This is a genomic window from Bremerella volcania, from assembly GCF_007748115.1.
GTDB classification, from domain to species: domain Bacteria; phylum Planctomycetota; class Planctomycetia; order Pirellulales; family Pirellulaceae; genus Bremerella; species Bremerella volcania.
The window spans coordinates 5,655,528-5,669,612 of sequence record NZ_CP036289.1 but is presented as its reverse complement, the minus strand read 5'-3'; the positions used below and the strand labels follow the sequence as shown (position 1 = coordinate 5,669,612).

13 protein-coding genes and 1 tRNA gene are annotated in these 14,085 nt (G+C 53.6%); 9 read left to right on the top strand and 5 right to left on the bottom strand.

Annotated elements, in window-relative coordinates; genetic code table 11:
* Window positions 1-260 precede the first annotated feature (260 nt).
* Together Pan97_RS22540 and Pan97_RS22535 are read left to right on the top strand one after the other, a co-directional pair.
* On the top strand, window positions 261-1,697 hold the full coding sequence (locus Pan97_RS22540; protein WP_144976559.1) for a zf-HC2 domain-containing protein: 1,437 nt from the start codon (window positions 261-263) through the stop codon (window positions 1,695-1,697).
* Between the two features lie 247 nt (window positions 1,698-1,944).
* Window positions 1,945-3,456 (top strand): RNA polymerase sigma factor RpoD/SigA, encoded by a 1,512-nt coding sequence (locus Pan97_RS22535; protein WP_144976557.1) that lies wholly within the window; start codon window positions 1,945-1,947, stop codon window positions 3,454-3,456.
* Between the two features lie 6 nt (window positions 3,457-3,462).
* Here Pan97_RS22535 and Pan97_RS22530 read toward each other — a convergent pair whose 3' ends face one another.
* Window positions 3,463-4,575: an HD domain-containing protein gene (locus Pan97_RS22530; RefSeq protein WP_144976555.1), complete on the bottom strand. Its 1,113-nt coding sequence runs from the start codon at window positions 4,573-4,575 to the stop codon at window positions 3,463-3,465.
* Window positions 4,576-5,221: 646 nt separating this feature from the next.
* Between Pan97_RS22530 and Pan97_RS22525 the strand changes: the two genes are divergently transcribed.
* The 4 genes from Pan97_RS22525 to Pan97_RS22510 all read left to right on the top strand — a co-directional run bounded on the left by Pan97_RS22525 (window position 5,222) and on the right by Pan97_RS22510 (window position 9,418).
* Complete coding sequence (locus Pan97_RS22525; protein WP_144976553.1) at window positions 5,222-6,088, top strand: fumarylacetoacetate hydrolase family protein; 867 nt, start codon at window positions 5,222-5,224, stop codon at window positions 6,086-6,088.
* A 37-nt stretch (window positions 6,089-6,125) separates the two neighbouring features.
* A complete protein-coding gene (locus tag Pan97_RS22520; protein WP_144976551.1) occupies window positions 6,126-7,709 on the top strand; it encodes an aldehyde dehydrogenase (NADP(+)) in 1,584 nt (527 codons plus the stop codon).
* 142 nt (window positions 7,710-7,851) lie between these two features.
* On the top strand, window positions 7,852-8,862 hold the full coding sequence (gene floA / locus Pan97_RS22515) for a flotillin-like protein FloA (RefSeq protein ID WP_144976549.1): 1,011 nt from the start codon (window positions 7,852-7,854) through the stop codon (window positions 8,860-8,862).
* A 49-nt stretch (window positions 8,863-8,911) separates the two neighbouring features.
* Window positions 8,912-9,418, top strand: coding sequence for a PH domain-containing protein (locus tag Pan97_RS22510; protein ID WP_144976547.1), 507 nt, complete (start codon window positions 8,912-8,914; stop codon window positions 9,416-9,418).
* Here the strand turns inward: Pan97_RS22510 and Pan97_RS22505 are convergent.
* The 4 genes from Pan97_RS22505 to csrA all read right to left on the bottom strand — a co-directional run bounded on the left by Pan97_RS22505 (window position 9,400) and on the right by csrA (window position 11,742).
* The gene (locus tag Pan97_RS22505; RefSeq protein WP_144976545.1) at window positions 9,400-10,011 is read right to left on the bottom strand and encodes a pyroglutamyl-peptidase I family protein; all 612 of its coding nucleotides are present in this window, start codon (window positions 10,009-10,011) and stop codon (window positions 9,400-9,402) included. The two genes, Pan97_RS22510 and Pan97_RS22505, sit on opposite strands and share 19 nt — an antisense overlap.
* 7 nt (window positions 10,012-10,018) lie before the next feature.
* The gene (locus Pan97_RS22500) at window positions 10,019-11,065 is read right to left on the bottom strand and encodes a ferrochelatase (protein WP_144976543.1); all 1,047 of its coding nucleotides are present in this window, start codon (window positions 11,063-11,065) and stop codon (window positions 10,019-10,021) included.
* Window positions 11,066-11,254: 189 nt separating this feature from the next.
* Window positions 11,255-11,327, bottom strand: a tRNA-Glu gene (locus Pan97_RS22495).
* Window positions 11,328-11,529: 202 nt separating this feature from the next.
* Entirely contained in the window at window positions 11,530-11,742 is a 213-nt protein-coding gene (csrA, locus tag Pan97_RS22490; RefSeq protein ID WP_144976541.1) for a carbon storage regulator CsrA, read from the bottom strand.
* A gap of 513 nt (window positions 11,743-12,255) precedes the next feature.
* Here csrA and Pan97_RS22485 point away from each other — a divergent pair.
* From Pan97_RS22485 to Pan97_RS22475, 3 genes are all read left to right on the top strand, one after another.
* Complete coding sequence (locus Pan97_RS22485) at window positions 12,256-12,792, top strand: NuoI/complex I 23 kDa subunit family protein (protein WP_144976539.1); 537 nt, start codon at window positions 12,256-12,258, stop codon at window positions 12,790-12,792.
* Between the two features lie 90 nt (window positions 12,793-12,882).
* A complete protein-coding gene (locus tag Pan97_RS27205; protein ID WP_144976537.1) occupies window positions 12,883-13,512 on the top strand; it encodes an NADH-quinone oxidoreductase subunit A in 630 nt (209 codons plus the stop codon).
* Between the two features lie 25 nt (window positions 13,513-13,537).
* Window positions 13,538-14,068, top strand: a complete 531-nt coding sequence (locus Pan97_RS22475; RefSeq protein ID WP_144976535.1) for an NADH-quinone oxidoreductase subunit C — start codon at window positions 13,538-13,540, stop codon at window positions 14,066-14,068.
* Window positions 14,069-14,085 lie beyond the last annotated feature (17 nt).

Sequence of the window (14,085 nt, the reverse complement as noted above, 5' to 3'; positions counted from 1 at the left end):
ATTCTGAAGACTCTACGTTAGAGGCAAGCTGGGAAGACAACGCAGTTCGCGCGATGTCAGTGCTGTCACGTGGATTCCTCAAAACGACGTAAGTTTTGCCCTGGATTTGCGGAACTTTCGTGGCTACAAGGCCATCTACTTTTTCAGGCAACGGTTCTTACATCGTTGTCATACCCGACCAGGCATCCTAACTCTTTAATTAGAAACAGGTTGCAGGGAATCAAGATTGGTAGCTCCAACTGTTTAGGTAGCTTAGACTCATGGATTTGCAACTCAATGACGAACTTCTTTCGGCTTTCCTGGATGGGGAAGTCTCAGAAGAAGAACGTCTGCAAATCGAGACTCAGCTGGCAAACTCCCCCGAGTGGCGCCATCGCTATCACCAGTTGGTTGAAACCGTTAACGCGGTTCGCACTTTGCCTGAGGTTACTTTGCCGCGGGATTTCTCTCAGGGAATCATGGCGCAGATCGCGCAGCGTCAGCAAGATGAGACGCATGACTCGGCTAATTCCGAAGTCACTCTGGCCACCTCGTCGGACCGATCGGTTCGCCAGCGAAGACGCCAGAAGAATTCCCCTTATGCGTCAGCTTGGATTGCAGTCGCGGCTTGTCTTTTGATCGCAGCGGGTTTGGGGATCGCCTATCAAGCGGGACTATTCGGCTCGGGTGCCGACCCGATGATCGCCCAGAATGATCCCGTTGGTAATCCCGGTGTGAAGCCGATCGATCATCCTGCCACGCCGGATGTCAAACCGGCGGCTGACAACCAACCTGAAGAGCCAAAGCACTCCCCCTTTCCTACGGTCGACGAGCTTGCCAACAGCCAGAACAATCCGCCGATGGAAGTCGTCCCGATGGATGATCCGGGAATGGAACGAAGCCCGATTGGGATTCGCGTGAATGTCCGCACCAAGCCAGGCGAAAATCCTAAGCCACCTTCGACGATGAAACGGCCCGGCTCACTGGCCCGGAGTGTCTTCAATCTTGATCCGCAGGAAGATCCTGAGTTGGATCGTCTCGAACTGACGAATTTCAAGAGTGATGACGTCACGGAAGAGATTTCAGCCTGGGCAGATCTCAACCAGGACGGTGAGGTTTCCGACTCGGAAGCTCAGCAGGCGTGGTTTCGCTTTATGCAAACCGAAGGTGCCGTACCAGCGCTGAGCGAAGAGGCTCTGATCGCGATCGATCAGGACATGAATCAAAAGATTTCTATTGCCGAGTTTCATCTAGCAGTCGCATCGGTCCGCTGGAATGGCAACAAGGCAATCCGCAAGGCCTGGTATCGTTTGGATGCCAATGGGGACGGCGTGTGGTCGCGCGAGGATTTCCCTGCCAATGCTCGTTTTGCCACGATGGGCACACCACCGCTCTCGCAACAGCTAGTTCAGTGGCATGCATTGTTGGATCGCTCTCGCGATGGCAAGGTGTCGCGTCTGGAGTTCGCGCTTTCTGCTGATCACATCCAGCTTGTGCTCAAGACTTGGGAACAGAAGATTCTCAATCCTCAGTCGTACGATCAAACAAAGTCGTTGTTGAATGAATATGACCGAGATGGGAATGGTCAGTTAGCGGGCCGTGAATTGATGCGATTGCAAGAGAAGCACCAAGCGTTTGCCCCGAGGATGGAAAACGTCGGCCGTGACGGTCTCTCAGCTTACGAACTCTACTTGATAGTCGAAGCAGAAAACCTCTGATCCTTCAGACGCGTTGCATCAGGGTTTTCCCGTAGGTCTGCTGGGGAAAGCCGTTTGGTAGCTGTTGTCTGGTTTTTTTGGGGGGTGAAAGTCCTTTCTTTGCGAGACTGACTGCGTAGAATGGCGTTGTCGTGATAATTAAGGTCAGCTTTTCTGTCGCGACACTGCGGAAAACCGCGTTGGATAATGATATTCGTCGGACGAATATCCAGACAACCTATCCAACCGAAGGGGAGAGACGTCGAAGATGAACAAGGAAAGCGGCAGCGTCGTGGGAAGTCAGGAAGAGTCCGCGCATGTCGATTCCATCTCTACTGCCGATTCACGCGCTGCCGGTCGGTTGAACGCCCCGTCGAAGTCCGCTACCTCTGACGTAGAAGTATCGGAAATGCGTCAAGCTTCGGATTCCGAGGCGCTTCGCTCCTATCTTGTCGAGATGGGTAAAATCGCCAGGCTTACTCCGCAGCAAGAGCAGCACCTGACACGGCGTGTTGCCGAAACGCGTCGCAGCTATCTTCACCGGTTGTTTGGGTGTGGAATCGTCACGCAGATGGTGTGTGATCTGCTTGTGGAAGTCGCCGAAGGTGATCGACGGCTTGATCGCACCTTGGAAGTCACCATCAGTGGTCCAGGCCAAAAGGCGAAGCTGCAAAGCAAGGTTCGCGAGGCGATTGAGTATCTCGCAGAGTCAGCGCATCGCAACCGCTACGATATTTCAGTAGCTATGCGCACGGATGAGGAAACGCCCCAGCGTCGGCAGCGGGCTATCGAACGGCTGATGCGACGTCGCCATGCAACGGCATGTTTTCTGGAGTCGTTCGGGCTGCGAGAGAAGTTTCTCCCGGAATGGCAGCGTAAAGTTGAGCAGTTGCTTGAGTCACTCGATTTGCCGGCCGACGGTGTACCGGGGAATATGTTTGATATGCCAGTCTCTCCTGAGGCGTTAGAGATCTTCGAGCTTTATCAAGAAACGCCAGGTACGCTTGCGTTTCAGCGGCCAATGATCCGTGAAGCGCATGAACTATACTGCCGGGCAAAAAAGGAACTCGTTTCCGCTAACTTGCGTTTAGTGGTTTCCATTGCCAAGAACTATCGAAATCGCGGATTGAGTTTTCTGGATCTGATTCAGGAGGGAAATGTAGGGCTGATTCGAGCAGTTGAGAAGTTCGACGATTCACTCGGCTTTAAGTTTGCCACCTATGGGACATGGTGGATTCGCCAGGCAATACTGAAAGGTATCGCGGAGCAGGCAAAATTGATCCGTGTCCCGGCGAGAATGCAGGAACGGATCCAGAATGTTCAGTCCTCCAAAGCTCAGTTCCGCCAGGAAGAGAATCGCGATCCGACAATCGAAGAGACCGCCAGTCTTGCCAAGGTAACCGAGCGGGATGTCCTCCAAGCGGATTTGCTAATGCGAGGGCCCATGTCGCTTGATGTAAAACCGTACGACGACGAAGAGTTCGCCGATATGTTGCCGGCGCGGGATGACTTTACCGGGCTGTCGGAATCAAGCCGTGAAACGGTCCAAAAGCTATTGGCAAGCGTGTTTAGTGTTCTGACTCCGCGAGAACAGGAAATACTCTGTCGGCGATATGGTATTCCTGACGGGCAAGTGCAGACGCTGGAAGAAGTGAGCCAAGCTTTTTCGCTGACCCGGGAACGAATTCGGCAGATCGAAATCGCTGCCCTGCGAAAGCTCCGTAAGTCGAGTGCTTGCGCAGGGCTTAAGGACTGGATTGACGAGCCAATACCCTTCTAGAACTCTTCACCAAGCGTCGCATTCGTAGGAAAGTTGACGCAAATAGTCGATCGCTTCTTCGAGCTCGGATGTTTCGACGCCAACTTTCCTGCCTTCACGGTCGCAACGCGCAAGTAGGATTAGCTCGTCGTAATCCTCTGATTCTTTTAAGCGGCGTTTCGCCCTGGCTCCGATCGTGCCGTCGATTACCAATGCGGCTTCCCTGTGATGAGCAATGAGCCAGTAGGTTCGCTCCGTGACGTCGTCCCTAAGAGCTTCCAGGCCGGCCTGCACGTGGTCGTGAGGATCAATCCCTTTGCCTGCGTCATGAAGCAAAGCCGCCAACAGGAACTCTTCGTCGTACGGTAGGTGGTCGCGTGCAAGGTCGAACACTTGGAGACTGTGGTAAAGTGCGTCCCCTTCTGGATGCCATTTGGGATTCTGCTTGACATTTTCCAGAGGTAGCAGCAATGCCTCATATTGGAGAAAGCGATCGACTTGGTTTTCGACAGCGGCGAGCCCCTCGGCGTAATCGGTTTCGTCATAGGTTTCAGTCAACAACTGCTCGAACTCGGCGATGCTCATCCGTTCCTGAGGTTTGCCAGTAATCGAGCTTTTGGAGACCACCGAAGCATCCTTGGTCGCTCGAACGGTGAGTTCGAATGGATATTCTTCTCGAATGTGGATGTGCGTGTAAACGCCAGCAGCGCCTGGTTTGTTCACGTGCTTTCGCTGGACGTCGAAGCGTATGCCTTCCGCTTCCAGCGCGGCGGTCACGGCGGATATGCTGTCGCTGAAAACATGCAGGTCGATGTCCGACCCTTTGCGGACGTGTCCCGTGAGAACGCTACCAACAATCTTGGGGCGAAAACGCTTTAGCACTTTCATCATGCGAAGTGCTTCCAGACGCATGGTCAGCAGGTGATCAAGCCGAGTATTCCCCTCAAACATCCTTGCCATCGACTGCACCTCGTCGCGAATCTCCGCGTTGGTGGGTAGATCGGCTTCTTTTACCCAGCCTCGTTGGACGCGGCGGGCCGCTTTCATCTTGGCGTGGTAGTACTCAGATTCCTGGCGGTCGTACAGCATGCGCGCAGCCTGATGGGCAATCTGGCGACGCAGTTTCGACGGTTGTGTCATAGAGATGGTCAGCTTGATTGGCTGACAAGTCGACGAGTCTTACAAAGGTAGAGCGTTCTGGTCGACAACAGAACGGCTATCGGCATTATACACAAAGCTGTGCGAAAAGAACCGCCGAGTCGACTCAAGGGTAGGCTACGCCGCACCGCGCCGATCCGGCAACCAGGTGCCCTCTCCCGACAACCAAATCACCGGCCGGCAACGGTGCGCACGTCAGCCGCAAGATAGCTCCTCGCGACAGCAAAGGCGGCAAGGTCCTTGTTGGGGTTATCTCTTAAGGAGTTCCCAAAACTGGAACGTTGGCCGTATAAGCCGATGGTGCAGATAACAAGAAAGGAGATTGTGACCATTGAGTCGCGGACGTAGCATGCAAAAGCAAACTGCATGCCGCGTACCATAAACCCTTAGGTGGTCACACTTTGGCCACCTGTCGTAGGCACTGTCTATGGCGAGAGTTAGCGACGCTTGGGGGCTGGTCTTAAGCGCCGAATGCACGGATTCTTCATAACCAATGCTACGGATGCGCGCCCGCTGTGCCTAATTCCGGGGCAGCGGCCGGGGGCATCCCGTCATCTACATTCGCCACCTGTCCAGGGTTAGAATGCGGCGAAAGGAATCCTCTCCATTCATCGAAAGATTAATAGCTATGCGCCTTGCAAAGTTTATCGGAACACACGGGACCCCAGCGGTTGGCTTGGTGCGTGACAACGAAATCATTCAGTTTTCCAGCCAGGATGTCACCAGCCTCTACGAGATCCTCGATGCAGACGACCCTGTGCAAAAGGTCGAGTCGTTGCTTGCCAACGCGCAGGAAACGGTAGCTATGGATCAAGTTGTCCTTCTGCCCCCCATCGATCAGCAGGAAGTCTGGGCTGCCGGCGTAACGTACAAACGCAGTCAAACGGCACGAATGGAAGAGTCGGAAGCGGCCGCCGATTGCTACGATCGGGTATACCTATCGGCTCGTCCTGAGCTTTTCTTCAAGGCGACGCCTGCCCGTGTTACCGGAACGGGACAGACCCTCAGAATTCGTAAAGATTCCAAGTGGAATGTTCCGGAGCCAGAATTCGCGTTGGCATTGAATTCTCGGGGGGAAATCGTCGGTGTTACGATCGGTAACGACATGAGCAGCCGTGACATCGAAGGAGAGAACCCCCTTTATCTTCCGCAAGCAAAAGTTTATGACCAGTGTTGCGGATTAGGACCGTGGGTTGTTCTTGCTTCTGAGTATTGGAAGGAGCATTCAGAGCTTTCGCAGGTCAAAGTGCAGTTGAGCATCGTCCGGGCCGACGTCGAGGTCTTTCAGGGGGATACAAGCCTCGATCAGTTGGCCCGCTCGTTGGAAGGCTTGGTTGAGTATCTCTTCCGAGATCAGCACTTTCCACGCGGAGCATTTTTGCTGACGGGAACGGGTATCGTTCCTGACAACGATTTCACGCTTCAGCCGCAAGACATCGTGAGCATTCAGATTTCAGGTATCGGCACCCTGACCAGTGAGATTATTCAAGGGTGACAAAGACCGTAACGCATCGGGAAAGGTGATTGGTTTCATGGCGGCAGAACAGGTTCTCATCGGTGGAAAGTGGCGAGACGCTGAGCACAACGAAACGTTTCAAGCCGAGAACCCCGCAACCAAACAGGCACTCGCGGAAGAGTATCCCATCAGCACCTGGAGTGACCTCGACCAGGCCCTGACTGCTGCCGCTGGCGCATTCCAGGAAATGCGCCAGATGGCGGTAGAAAAGTTGGAGTTGTTCCTCAATCGTTTTGCGGAACTGTTAGACGAAAACAAGCAAGCAATTTGTGAGTTGGCCAACACCGAAAGCGGATTGCCTGTCTCGCCTCGTTTGCTTGAAGTCGAAATGCCCCGAACGATCAATCAGCTTCGTCTGGCTGCCGCGGCATCGGTCGACGGAACCTGGCGAGCCGCGACGATTGACACCAAGAGTGGGATTCGGTCGTACTATGCAGGCATTGGTCCGGTTGCGGTCTTCGGCCCAAACAACTTTCCGCTGGCATTTAGCGGCGCTTCCGGGGGCGACTTTGCCGCGGCCATCGCCGCCGGGAATCCCGTCATCGTGAAGGCCAATCCGGCTCAACCGGGGACCACGCGCGAACTGGCCAAGCTCGCGCATCAGGCCGCCACCGAATCAGGGCTTCCACCGGCTGCGGTACAGTTGATCTATCACATGTCCAATGAAGACGGGTTGAAGTTCGTGGCCGACCATCGTCTCGGGGCGATTGGCTTCACCGGCAGTAAACTGGCTGGACTGAAACTGAAAGAAGCCGCGGATAAGGTTGGTAAGCCAATCTACCTGGAAATGTCGAGCGTAAACCCCGTTGTGATTCTACCGGGGGCATTGGCCGAGCGTGGCGAAGCATTGGTAGGTGAATTTCAAACAAGTTGCTTAATGGCGGCTGGACAGTTTTGCACAAACCCCGGGCTGATCATTTTGCTGGACGATGACCAATCGGCCAAATTCATCGAAGGTGCCAAAACCGGTTTCGCTGCGGCTCCAAGTGGCACGCTCTTGACCAAAGGAGTTGAAGCGGGGCTTACTCAGAACCTGAAGGTGTTGATCGACGCTGGGGCGGATGTCGAGGCGAGTGGAAGTGGCGAGGGCTCTTCGCAAGGGTATACGTGTCCAAACACGTTGCTTTCGACGACCGCTGAGAAATTCTTGTCCAATTCCGAGGCCTTCCAAACCGAAGCGTTCGGAAACTGCTCGTTGATCGTGAAGGCCAAGAATCTGGCAGAAGTTTGTGAGGTAATTGATTCCCTGGAAGGCAACCTTACGGGGACGATCTATTCGGATACAGCCGGTGGCGATGATCCTGCTTACGATCAGGTCGCTCACCATTTACGTCCAAAGGTTGGTCGTTTGATCAATGATAAGATGCCAACAGGCGTTGCCGTAAGTCCTGCAATGAATCATGGCGGTCCCTTCCCCGCGACCGGGCATCCTGGCTTCACCGCAGTGGGTATTCCGGCTTCGATTCATCGTTTTGCGGCGCTACAGTCGTTTGACAATGTTCGCCCCAATCGCCTGCCGCGGGAACTGCGAGATGAGAACCCGACAGGAAAGACCTGGCGATTTGTGGACGGGGCATGGACTCAAGGTCACATCGGCTAAAGCCTCGGTTCCTGAAGGACGAAATTCCAGCACTCTTCTGGGTGATTGCTGGAGTCGTGCTGGGAGATCCGTTATGATTGCCAGCAACTGATTTGATGATGCTTCATCCCTTGTGCTAAATCTGCAAGTGAGAACTCCACCCATGTATGACGCATTGATGCTGTTTGCCCAGGCCGACGCCGTAGGCGGATCCATGTGGTACGTCTACGCTTTGGCGACATTCATGCTGATCGTCTTCGGCATTGTCATTCTCATTGTTTTGTTGAACTACGGTCAGCTTTGGTTTCAAGCGTACATGTCGAGTGCCGACGTTTCACTATGGAGCTTGGTGGGGATGAGTCTTCGCCAGGTGAATAGCCGGCTGATCGTCAAAGCCAAGATCATGGCCAAGCAGTCTGGGCTCGATATCGATCGCCGTAGTGGAATCAGCACCAAGCGGCTGGAAGCCCATTACCTGGCCGGCGGGAATGTCATGCATGTGATTCACGCCATCATCGCTGCTCAGAGAGCTGGGATCGATCTGGATTTCGACCGGGCCGCTGCGATCGATCTGGCCGGTCGAGATGTGGTTGACGCGGTGAAAACCAGCGTGCTTCCCAAGGTGATTGAATGCCCTGATCCCCGACGCAGCGGCAAGAGCACGCTTAGTGCAATCGCCAAGAATGGTGTCGAACTGCGTGTGCGTGCCAAAGTGACGGTGCGAACTTCGCTCGAACAGTTAATCGGCGGTGCCACGGAGGAAACCGTGATCGCACGTGTCGGTGAAAGTATCATTTCGGCGATTGGATCTTCAGAGCACCATACCCACGTGCTGGAAAATCCGGACGTCATTACCCGGGCAGTGCTCGCACGTGGCCTCGACGCTCATACGGCGTACGAAATCGTTTCGATCGATATTGCGGACATCGACGTCGGCGAAAACGTAGGGGCTCGCCTGCAAAATGATCAGGCCGAAGCGGATACGCGAGTGGCCCGGGCCAAAGCAGAGCAGCGCCGCGCAGAGGCGATTGCTTCCGAGCAGGAAAACAAAGCCAAAGTTGCGATGAACCGTGCGAAGCTTGTCTTTGCGGAAGCGGAGGTTCCCAAAGCGATGGCCGAAGCCTTCCGAAGCGGCAAGATGCATACCCAGGCAGAAAACGGCCAGGCTGGTTAGTCAACGACAGAAATTGGGTTTCGCTTACCCTTAGGTTGGGTCAGCTTATATGAAACAAGCCATCGCAGGACTTTCTCTAAGTTCTGAGCAAGAGTCGACGGCATTGATTGTCTGGCCGTCCGTCTCAGCGACTACCATCGGACAGTTTCTCGGTAGGCTGTACGAGAAGAAGGGGGGCGTTTCGTTTTTGAACGTGGGCAACCTATTCGTTTTGTTGTCCATTCCAATCGCCATACCACTGTACCTTTGGAATGTGCTGCCAATGGTGGGAACACGCTATCGCATTACCAACCGTCACGTGAATGTCGAACGAGGTGTTCAGGGAGTCTTGGAGCGGCAGATCGCACTTGACCAGTTCGATCAAATTGAAGTGCGACAACTTCCAGGGCAGGCTTGGTTTCGATCTGCCGATCTCATTTTCTTTATGGGGGAAGAAGAAGTCTTCTCCCTACCTGGCGTTCCCTACCCCGAAGGCTTTCGCACGGCGTGCCTGAAAGCGTCAATGACCTTTCGCGGCTTTCACGCGATTCACGCTCGTCAGGCAAATGGTGCTTGAGTCACGTCGAGGTGCCCTTCAATCAGCCGTACCAATCGAGCCAGCATTCGTGAACCTCGGCGAATTGCATGTTCAGGATTGGGCTGGTCCATGTCGATGAGCGGGACATGGACGAAAAGACTGCGATCGGACAGGCCTCGTTGCCGGTAGATCTCCATCGACCAGTAGTACGTCGCATTGCAGAGATAGGTCCCCGCATGAAAGCTAACAGACGCCGGTAGGTCATGCTCGCGTAAGTCTTGGCACCACGTATCAAGTGGTAGCTGGCTTGCAAATGCAGTCGGGCCGAAGGGGCTCAGTGGTGAAGTTGGTGTCTTGGGATCTGATTTAAGGTTGAGCGCCACCATCTCAAGCTGATATTCATCGATTCGAGGTGACTGCCCTAGGTGTAGTGCAAAGTCGAACCAATCCGCATGTAAGTCACCGAGTCGTGGTTCCGCGAGATTGTAGTCGACTGGCAAGATTTCCGTCGTAAACGCGATGCGGTCAGAGCCAGGATTATCCTCGGCCCAATGGGTAAGGATCTGCATCGATGCATTGGTCGGGTACTGTAAGAATGGCTCGAAGGCCGTGATCAGAATCCGATGCATCATCTAGTACTTACTCTGTAGATGGAACAGGACCCGGTCGACGCGGTTCGTATTTACAGCAGTCGATCGGACAGACATCGTGCGATGGGCCGAACTTGCCGATCGCTTCCTTTTCGGGGGTAATGCCCAAACGCTCTTCAATCAGCTTACGGATCATTCCAATGAACTTTGGGTGGATGCCGGCGGTCTTGGCACGTGCCATCGTGATGCCAACCTCCTCCGCTAGTTTGGCAGCCTCGTCATCCAGATCGTAGATGACTTCCATGTGATCGGAAACAAAACCAACCGGCACAATTACGACCTGGCTTGCCAATTTCTTATCAGCGATCTCTTGGATGACATCACAAACGTCCGGTTCCAGCCACGGTTGTTGGGGGGGGCCACTTCGGCTTTGGTAAACTAGTGACCAATCTTCCAGACCTAAGGCTTCCGATATCAGACGGGAACTCTCATGCAGTTGTTTTTCATAAGCGCAGTTGGCTGCCATTGCATTGGGGATGCTGTGAGCCGTGAACAATACCTTCCGCCGATCGGAGCCATCTTCGGGGAGTTCTCTGATCGCGTCACGGACACGATCCACCATGGTCTCGATAAAGTCGGGGTGGTTATAGAACGTTCGAATTTTGTCGAGCGACATCTGCTCCGTCAGGTTCAACTCCTCCAGGGCACGCTGAATGTCTTCACGATACTGACGACAGCCTGAGTAAGAACTGAAGATGGAGGTCACGAAGACCAGTACCTTGCGGTGCCCAGCATCGAACATCTGCTTCAAGGTATCTGCCAATAGGGGGTACCAGTTGCGATTCCCCCAGAAAATCGGAAGCGAAATATCTTGAGAAACGAGTTCCGACTTGAGAGCTTCGATTAACTCTCGGTTTTGGTCGTTGATTGGGCTTTTGCCACCGAAGTGGTAATAGTGTTCGGCGACTTCGAGCATTCGCTCGCGAGGAACATTACGACCGCGGAGAACATTTTCTAGGAAGGGTATGACATCGTCCGGTTTCTCGGGACCGCCGAAAGAGAGAACGAGTATGGCATCGTAAGGTAGTTTAGTCATGTTGATTGACTTAATGCGTGCGCGGCGTTGGATCAAAGAAAGCTTACCCGCAATTGCGGTGAGTGTTCAACTTGCGAATGAACATGATTGGGTGACCGACTTGGCACTGAGAGAAAGTATGACGCGCGTTGGCCAGGTTGCGTACGCCCACAAAAAAAGCCTGTCGTCGGAAGACGAAAGGCTTTGCAGTGACCCCTACGGGACTCGAACCCGTGTTACCGGCGTGAAAGGCCGGTGTCCTAGACCACTAGACGAAGGGGCCGTTTGTTGAAGGGCTTAAATATACCCAATGACTTATAGTGTCTTCAAGGGGGGATGCCGTCAGGAAGCGAAAATCCTCTTTTTGGCAAACCGAAAACCTTCGAAACACGCAACCGCAGCAGAATACGGTAAGAATTCGCGGGCTTCGTTAGTGCTTAATGTTTCAATGAGAAAGGCAATCCGAGATCACTTAATCTGGATGACTATTCCGATTCCATGTTGGCCGACGCGTCCGTCGCCGACTGTCCACTCTCATTGCGTTTGATAGCATCGTAAACTTCGCGGCGATGCACGGGGACTTCCTTTGGAGCTTCGACGCCAAGGCGGACCTTATCACCACGAATTTCAACAACGACAATGGTGATGTCGTTATTGATGACAATGCTCTCGTTTTTCTTCCTCGATAATACCAGCATTTTATGCTCTCCACGCAACCGCCAAGGGGGGATACTCTTTCATGATTTTGGCGGCACTGCCTTGTCGAATGCTTGAACCTTCTTGGCGCCTTCGTTAGACTTGAGCAGAAATCAAAAGGTTCGAGTCATATCAACCTAATACAGCGACATCCTCGAAAATCTCCCAAACGCAACAAGAACAGCCTGTTTTGCGCGAGGAAACTCTCACTTCACTCTACGCGCTAATTTAGCGGCGTCAAGCAAGCAAATCTCGGACTTTAGTGAATTCTGGAGCCAGTCGCGAGGAATGTGCCGAAAAAACGGGAGGATTTGCCTTGGCTGCCAGGGTTATCTAAGGTCCCTGGAATTCAAGCAGTTTGCCCCGCCAATTGGCCACTTGGTCTCACTTTGTCAGAAGGGGGGAAATTGTTAATATTAGGTCGCTGACCGTTAACGCAAGCTTAAGTCCTGTAAGGGGAAGCGGCGCCACTTTCGAGCCAACGATGATCAACCGAATTCGTGCGAAGGGAAGGCATGCTTAGTTGGTGGAAAAATCTGAATCGCGCGATCACCACGGTCATTCAAGGCCTTTGGGTGACCCTTCGGGTCTGGAAATCGACGTACGACCCAAACCGCAAAACATTTACCGAGCACTTCGAATATCCCGAGCTTCCTGCCCAAGTGGCCCCCCGCTATCGAGGGTTTCATCGATTCGATGTCACTACCTGCATCGGCTGTGATCAATGTGCCAAGGCTTGCCCGGTCGACTGCATCTACATCGGCAAAGAACGTGTTGAGAACGGCAAAGGTTTTCGGCTCACGCATTTCACCATCGATTACACGAAGTGTATGTTTTGTGCTTTGTGTATCGAGCCGTGCCCGGTCGATTGCATCTTTATGGGTGGTACGCTCGACTTGAGTTCTTACAGTCGCGATGGTGCGCTGGTCGACTATTCTCGTTTGCCAATCGATGTTGCCTGGGGACGAGCGACTTTGAATCCAACGGCCGTCGCGGAATCGAAGGCGGTACTTCGACCCGTCCATGGCGGTCCTTCCGAGCAAACCGGCTAGTTGCACAGTTGTCGCGTGGCCCCTTAAATGAGGGCATGCCAGACGCGCTGGGTCGAACCTTTCGTTACGCATTCAAGCCGGACGTAGCTCATGAGTTTATCAACCACGATCGTTGCTTACCTGATCCTGTTCACCGTGGCAGGCTTCGGTTTCGTGTTGGTGAACCTCTTACTGGGAAGCATCCTGCGACCTAAGAATCCGTACGAAGAAAAGCTCGAGATCTATGAATGTGGCGAGCCGACGATCGGTTCCAGCTTTGTCCAATTCGACCTGCGGTTCTACGTGGTCGCATTGCTGTTCATTATCTTCGATGTTGAAGTCGCCTTCTTCTTTCCTTGGGCGGTTGTTTTCGGGAAGTCGACCCAGCTTGCCAGGCCGGAATCACCTGCGATTGTCGAGATGGAGGATGGTACACGTGCGATCGGCCCTGGGTACATAGGCCTGATGACCGAGCTAGGGTTGCCGGTCGATGAAGCGGAACTGTTAGCCTCGAAGGACGTTGCCGAAAGCAACACCCAGGCCCAGTCTGCTGCATCGAAGTTGGTGTGGACGTGCGTGGCGGACATCATGATCTTTTTTGCGATCCTCATGGTTGGATTCGCCTATGTCTGGAAGCGAGGTGATCTCGACTGGGTGCGATCGATGGCCGGACATCCCCATACCAGTGCGAAATCTAAATCGAGCTGGCGCGACTCAACCCAGGTGGCAACGACGCCGTAAGGATTCAGGAAAGTAATACGCAAGCATGATCGACGAAGCCTTCATAGAGACACTCAAAAATCGTTTCGGTGGCAAGATCTCCGGTGCGAATCTTGAAAACGTCGATCCTTGGATCGAGGTAACGTCTGCTGGTTTGGTGGAAGTGTGCCGTTATCTCAAGCAGGAGCCTACGATCGCATTCGACTACCTGAATTCGATTTGCGTCGTCGACTACTGCGAGACTGACCCAAAGAAAGCAGCCAAAGTGAAATGGCAGCCACATCTGGAAGTCGTATATCACGTTTCCAGTATTCGCCACAAGACGACCGGCGTGATAAAGGTGATGCTGCCGCGATGGAAGGAAGATGTTGAAGGGCAAATCCCTGAACTGCCGTCGGTGACCGACGTTTGGAGAGCTGCCGATTGGCACGAACGGGAGGCGTATGATCTATCCGGCGTATTATTTGTCGGGCATCAAAACCTGCGGAGGATCTTGTGTCCTGAAGACTGGGTAGGGCATCCACTTCGTAAAGACTACGAAATGCCACTTGAGTATCACGGAATCCGTGGACGTTAGTTTGTTGAAAGCCCTTT

Bases quoted from the DNA above. Each gene is read 5' to 3' on its own strand.
- Pan97_RS22540 (WP_144976559.1), top strand. From the start codon at position 261: ATGGATTTGCAACTCAATGACGAACTTCTTTCGGCTTTCCTGGATGGG.
- Pan97_RS22535 (WP_144976557.1), top strand. From the start codon at position 1,945: ATGAACAAGGAAAGCGGCAGCGTCGTGGGAAGTCAGGAAGAGTCCGCG.
- Pan97_RS22530 (WP_144976555.1), bottom strand. From the start codon at position 4,575: ATGACACAACCGTCGAAACTGCGTCGCCAGATTGCCCATCAGGCTGCG.
- Pan97_RS22525 (WP_144976553.1), top strand. From the start codon at position 5,222: ATGCGCCTTGCAAAGTTTATCGGAACACACGGGACCCCAGCGGTTGGC.
- Pan97_RS22520 (WP_144976551.1), top strand. From the start codon at position 6,126: ATGGCGGCAGAACAGGTTCTCATCGGTGGAAAGTGGCGAGACGCTGAG.
- floA (WP_144976549.1), top strand. From the start codon at position 7,852: ATGTATGACGCATTGATGCTGTTTGCCCAGGCCGACGCCGTAGGCGGA.
- Pan97_RS22510 (WP_144976547.1), top strand. From the start codon at position 8,912: ATGAAACAAGCCATCGCAGGACTTTCTCTAAGTTCTGAGCAAGAGTCG.
- Pan97_RS22505 (WP_144976545.1), bottom strand. From the start codon at position 10,011: ATGATGCATCGGATTCTGATCACGGCCTTCGAGCCATTCTTACAGTAC.
- Pan97_RS22500 (WP_144976543.1), bottom strand. From the start codon at position 11,065: ATGACTAAACTACCTTACGATGCCATACTCGTTCTCTCTTTCGGCGGT.
- csrA (WP_144976541.1), bottom strand. From the start codon at position 11,742: ATGCTGGTATTATCGAGGAAGAAAAACGAGAGCATTGTCATCAATAAC.
- Pan97_RS22485 (WP_144976539.1), top strand. From the start codon at position 12,256: ATGCTTAGTTGGTGGAAAAATCTGAATCGCGCGATCACCACGGTCATT.
- Pan97_RS27205 (WP_144976537.1), top strand. From the start codon at position 12,883: ATGAGTTTATCAACCACGATCGTTGCTTACCTGATCCTGTTCACCGTG.
- Pan97_RS22475 (WP_144976535.1), top strand. From the start codon at position 13,538: ATGATCGACGAAGCCTTCATAGAGACACTCAAAAATCGTTTCGGTGGC.